Annotated in this window: 3 protein-coding genes and 2 pseudogenes; 3 read left to right on the top strand and 2 right to left on the bottom strand. The window is 32.4% G+C overall.

The window, feature by feature from the left end:
• Window positions 1–1,092: 1,092 nt before the first annotated feature.
• Both BIY29_RS19475 and BIY29_RS19470 read right to left on the bottom strand, forming a co-directional pair.
• Complete coding sequence (locus BIY29_RS19475; RefSeq protein ID WP_121576665.1) at window positions 1,093–1,548, bottom strand: hypothetical protein; 456 nt, start codon at window positions 1,546–1,548, stop codon at window positions 1,093–1,095.
• Between the two features lie 194 nt (window positions 1,549–1,742).
• Window positions 1,743–1,934 (bottom strand): annotated as a pseudogene (locus tag BIY29_RS19470) (integrase); the annotation flags it as partial.
• A gap of 83 nt (window positions 1,935–2,017) precedes the next feature.
• Here BIY29_RS19470 and BIY29_RS19465 point away from each other — a divergent pair.
• From BIY29_RS19465 to BIY29_RS19455, 3 genes and pseudogenes are all read left to right on the top strand, one after another.
• Window positions 2,018–2,412, top strand: a pseudogene (locus BIY29_RS19465) (integrase); the annotation flags it as partial.
• Between the two features lie 310 nt (window positions 2,413–2,722).
• The gene (locus BIY29_RS19460; protein WP_121576664.1) at window positions 2,723–3,061 is read left to right on the top strand and encodes a hypothetical protein; all 339 of its coding nucleotides are present in this window, start codon (window positions 2,723–2,725) and stop codon (window positions 3,059–3,061) included.
• Window positions 3,062–3,289: 228 nt separating this feature from the next.
• Window positions 3,290–3,844 carry a hypothetical protein gene (locus BIY29_RS19455; RefSeq protein WP_240630236.1) on the top strand — a complete coding sequence of 185 codons (555 nt, stop codon included), beginning with the start codon at window positions 3,290–3,292 and terminating at the stop codon, window positions 3,842–3,844.
• Window positions 3,845–4,093 lie beyond the last annotated feature (249 nt).

Below are 4,093 nucleotides of genomic sequence, written 5' to 3'. Positions count from 1 at the left end.
ATCATAACATATTATATTGAAAAAATACGGGGGCATTGACTAAAAATGTCCGAAATCTCTCAGATTACAGTTGTTAAAAATAGCTTCAAAGAAATAAAAAAGCCCGACTCATGTATGTTTAAAATGCGTTTTATATTGAAATCTACATGGTATAAAAATGGCGTCTGATAAGATATAACTACTAATTTTATGTGATGACGGAGATGCTCTTAATATTTACGGAGTAGTAGAAGATCTACAGATTTTACCCTTAATATTTCTTTGATATTGAGTCAACTAGCCAGTTTTTTATTAACGTGTCTAAATTTTTCATTTTATAACTGCATTATTTCGGTTTGGCATAACTTTATTTAAAGTGTATAAAAAACACTGATAAATGAGAGCCTGTTTTTTAAGTAACGTAGGGTTTGAATAATAATTTTTAAAGACATTGCGGTCCCCATTTTGCTTTGTTTTTTTGTGACTATAAATACAAGTGTACTATTTTATCATTTTTTGTTGACAGATTTACATTTGATGTTATTTATTAAGTTATCATTTTATTAAATGACTGGTTATCAATAAAGCTTAGGCTTACTTTTACAGGGGAATTTATGAAAATTTTTTTATTTTTTATTAAAAGTGAATTTTATAGATTGATTTTTTTTGTTGGGTATCTGTCTTTTTTTGTTTCGGGTCTTGCTGGATATAATAGAAGCGTGTCTCTTATCAGTATAATTGCATCTTGTTTACTTGCTGCCACAGTCATGCTTTTTCCATTTTTTATAATTTATTGTTTCGTTCCACTTTATTAAAAGTTTGAAGAAATTGTTTTTTTTAAAGGATATTAAATTTTCCAAGTCATGAGGGTACGTACCTTTCTTTGAAGTCTAACGTATTTAGCTTTCATATTTCTGAGAAAAGTTTTTCTTTTTTTAGGTGCTAAGATTTGTGATAAGTAAATTTTTCTTGCTTTCAATGTTTCATCAGCAGAGATGAAGAATTTGATGCTTGCAAAAAAAGCAAAGAAAACTAAAAAAAATATTAATATGCCATTAATAAAAGGGCTGTGTAAAGTTGAGGCTGTGTTTTCTGTGGTAACATCAAATTTTATTACTGCAAGACAAGCTGTAACTGTGCCGCTAAAAAAAGATACTGTATCAGCGATTTTTTTAGATAATCCTTCAGTTCAATATAACACATTGCATAGGACATAAACCCAAATACTACAGGAAAAAGCAACATAACAACTATACTAAGATCTGAAAAATGAAAGGAAAGTAAGCTCAAAACACAAAAAATAGTAAAAGGAGTAAATATTCTCCATAAAATTGAATTTATTAAATTTTTCTTAAAATCATTTTTTTGACCTAGAATTACTTCGCTACCCTCTTTTAATACTAATTTATATGCCTTTTTACTGTTAAGTAATGGCAATACTAGAATTGTATAAGGTCTTCCATAGATAGTTTCTTCTTTGATGATGATTTTATTAGTATCAATGTTGACTGCATTTTTCCCAAATAAATTAATTCCTTTCATTTTCAGTGAGTTAGTGAGATTTGCCACATTGTGCTCCGTTTAGATATTCCCTTTAAACATTAATTTTACTCATGAAAAAAGGAAAATTCAAAGCTTTTTTTGAAGGAGGGGAGGAAAACGTACTGTAACTATGCTTAATTTTCGTATTTTAAGAGCAATATCTATTAATTTTAATACGTTACATTTCTAATAATGTTACTATATGATTTGTGAAGATGATTTCATACAGCAACCGCTTTAAACTTTTGAGATTGCACATAATCACTCCACCACTGCATAAGTGCGTCTCGTTCGGCGAGATACTCCGCGCGATTATACGCTGCAACAATTTCGTCTTTCTTGGAGTGGGCAAGCGCTGCTTCTAGGACTTCAGATCTAAACTTACCAGACTCCTCGGCCGCTGTTCTATAAACCCATAAATTTGTAGCTCACTTGTAGCCTAGAATGTGATAGGTTACCTTCTAATCATTCTTGGGCTACAAATAGTGGTGATACTTTGAAAACAACTCTCAGTCAGGCTTTTATTATCAATAAGTTAAGCATTGGTGTGAAGCCACCCTTAACCATGCGGGAAAAGTCGTTTTCGAAGTAAACCCAGAGCATAAACCTTACATAGTTTTTGATGACCACCGCGACTCACCAGTTGGCTTTGGTGTGAAGGTCAGTTTGACGAAAAAAACCTATGTGATCCAGCGAAGAGTAGCCTCATCAGATCGTAATGCCAGTGAGGGTAAGAAGCCAAGCTCTGTCTTGAAGGTAAAGGTTGGAAATGTGTCTGATTTTCCAAGTATCGATCAAGCCCGTGAGTTAGCGCGACAGTTGGTTCAGACAATGATCGCAACAAAGAGAAACCCCAACAAAATTAAAAGAGAAACAGATGCTTCTGAACTCACTATCAGTGAAGTGTTCGCTCAATACCGCCAACATCTCTTGGGTAGATCGAAACCGGCCAAACCAAACACTCTGGCGGTGTTGGATAAGGCAGAAAATCGTTTAAAGGAATGGGCTGGTCTACGAGTGAAGGATTTAACTGGTAATGAAATTCTTCGTAAGTTCGATGAGATTGCATCCAGAGCAAGAACAGCAGCAGAACAAACGTTCCGCTGGGTTAATGTTGCGGTGAAACATGCAATCGAAATAGAAGCGGGGAATGCTCAGACCCAGCAACGGCAACCTTCATTGTCATATTGTAAGTAATACAATGCACGCAGCTCAGATTAGAGGTTTAACTTTCACCTCATTGAGTGATTTCATAGAACCTCAACCCTTCTGGCAAATGATTACTAATGGTGGTTCTAAAAATAAAATCATATCTCATGCACTAACTATCCCAGATGAGGGCTTCAAGCAACTTCTGTTAGATCCTAATGCAAATATAATCTGGATCTCTGTTGAAGATGTTCTTTTTCAAAGGTGGGAAAATAAAAGTGAACGCATGATTTGGCACGAAATCTTCACGTTAGAATTGAATAATATTTTTCTTGCTTCAGGTGCAGAACAGGAAATATATATTTTGAATGATGTTTTAGGTGATTATTGATTGATTTTTATAAGGCAGGGAATTAAAAAATACCAGGCTCTCCATAGAGGTAAAAATAATAAATTTAAGAAAATAGTAGTATTTTAAGAGTGAGTAGATATGAATAATGGATTGGATGTATCCTGAGTTTTTGTTTTATTTATTTAAAGGATTGCGTTAATCTTTTGGACTAAGATGAAATTCTCTATTTACATCGAACTTTTCACACTGAATCGTAGGGTTAAATAAATGGCAAAATGGATGCGGACAATATTTTTCTCAGACTATCTACCATCAATTTTATGTCTTCTCTTACTTGTGAAAATGGATTATGCCATTTGTTCTAGTTGGCCGGTAAATCAATCTGTTGATAACCGAATGAAATTAATGCTGTTATTCATCCATTTTATAATGATTTTTGCTATCTTTTCTCCATTCATAGGGCGCTTGTTAGCAAAAATTAGCAATGAAAAATTTAAGGATTTTATTGGCTTGCCAGATAAAGATAAAAATATCACCTACATTGATTTGTATGACTTTTTAAGTGGGCTTGCATTATCTGCTTTTTATTTGTCAATTTTATTGTTCACTTTAAAAGATGTTTATGAAATAACAGGTTGGTTTATTTCAGGAATATACGTATTTTTAATGTTTGCCTCATCAATATCAATAGCATCGATATCACTCATGAGATATATTTGGTTGTTTGCTAAATTTAGTAAGTATACATATGCATTTTCTGCATTATTAGCAGGAGGTATATGCATGGCAATTATAAGCATTGCAATTAGAATGGCTTCATAGATAATTTTATATAAACCTCATCTTTTTTTATTTGTGCTTGCCTAAAATAAGATGAGGGTGTTTTATTTTTAGTGAATAAATAAAAAATAGAAACCTCTTCAGAATAATGGCTGGTACGCACATTATAGTATACATTTTACTAAAAAGCCCAGCTTCATCTGTATCTTTTTAAAAAATACCTCGAAGTTAATTTACAATCTAATTTATAACATCTAATGGTTTTTGAAAATGATTATTATATTTTATCGG

Source organism: Brenneria alni, from assembly GCF_003666245.1.
In the GTDB taxonomy this organism is placed as follows: domain Bacteria; phylum Pseudomonadota; class Gammaproteobacteria; order Enterobacterales; family Enterobacteriaceae; genus Brenneria; species Brenneria alni.
The sequence above is the reverse complement of the archived record's forward strand: the minus strand, read 5'-3'. Positions and strand labels throughout refer to the sequence as shown.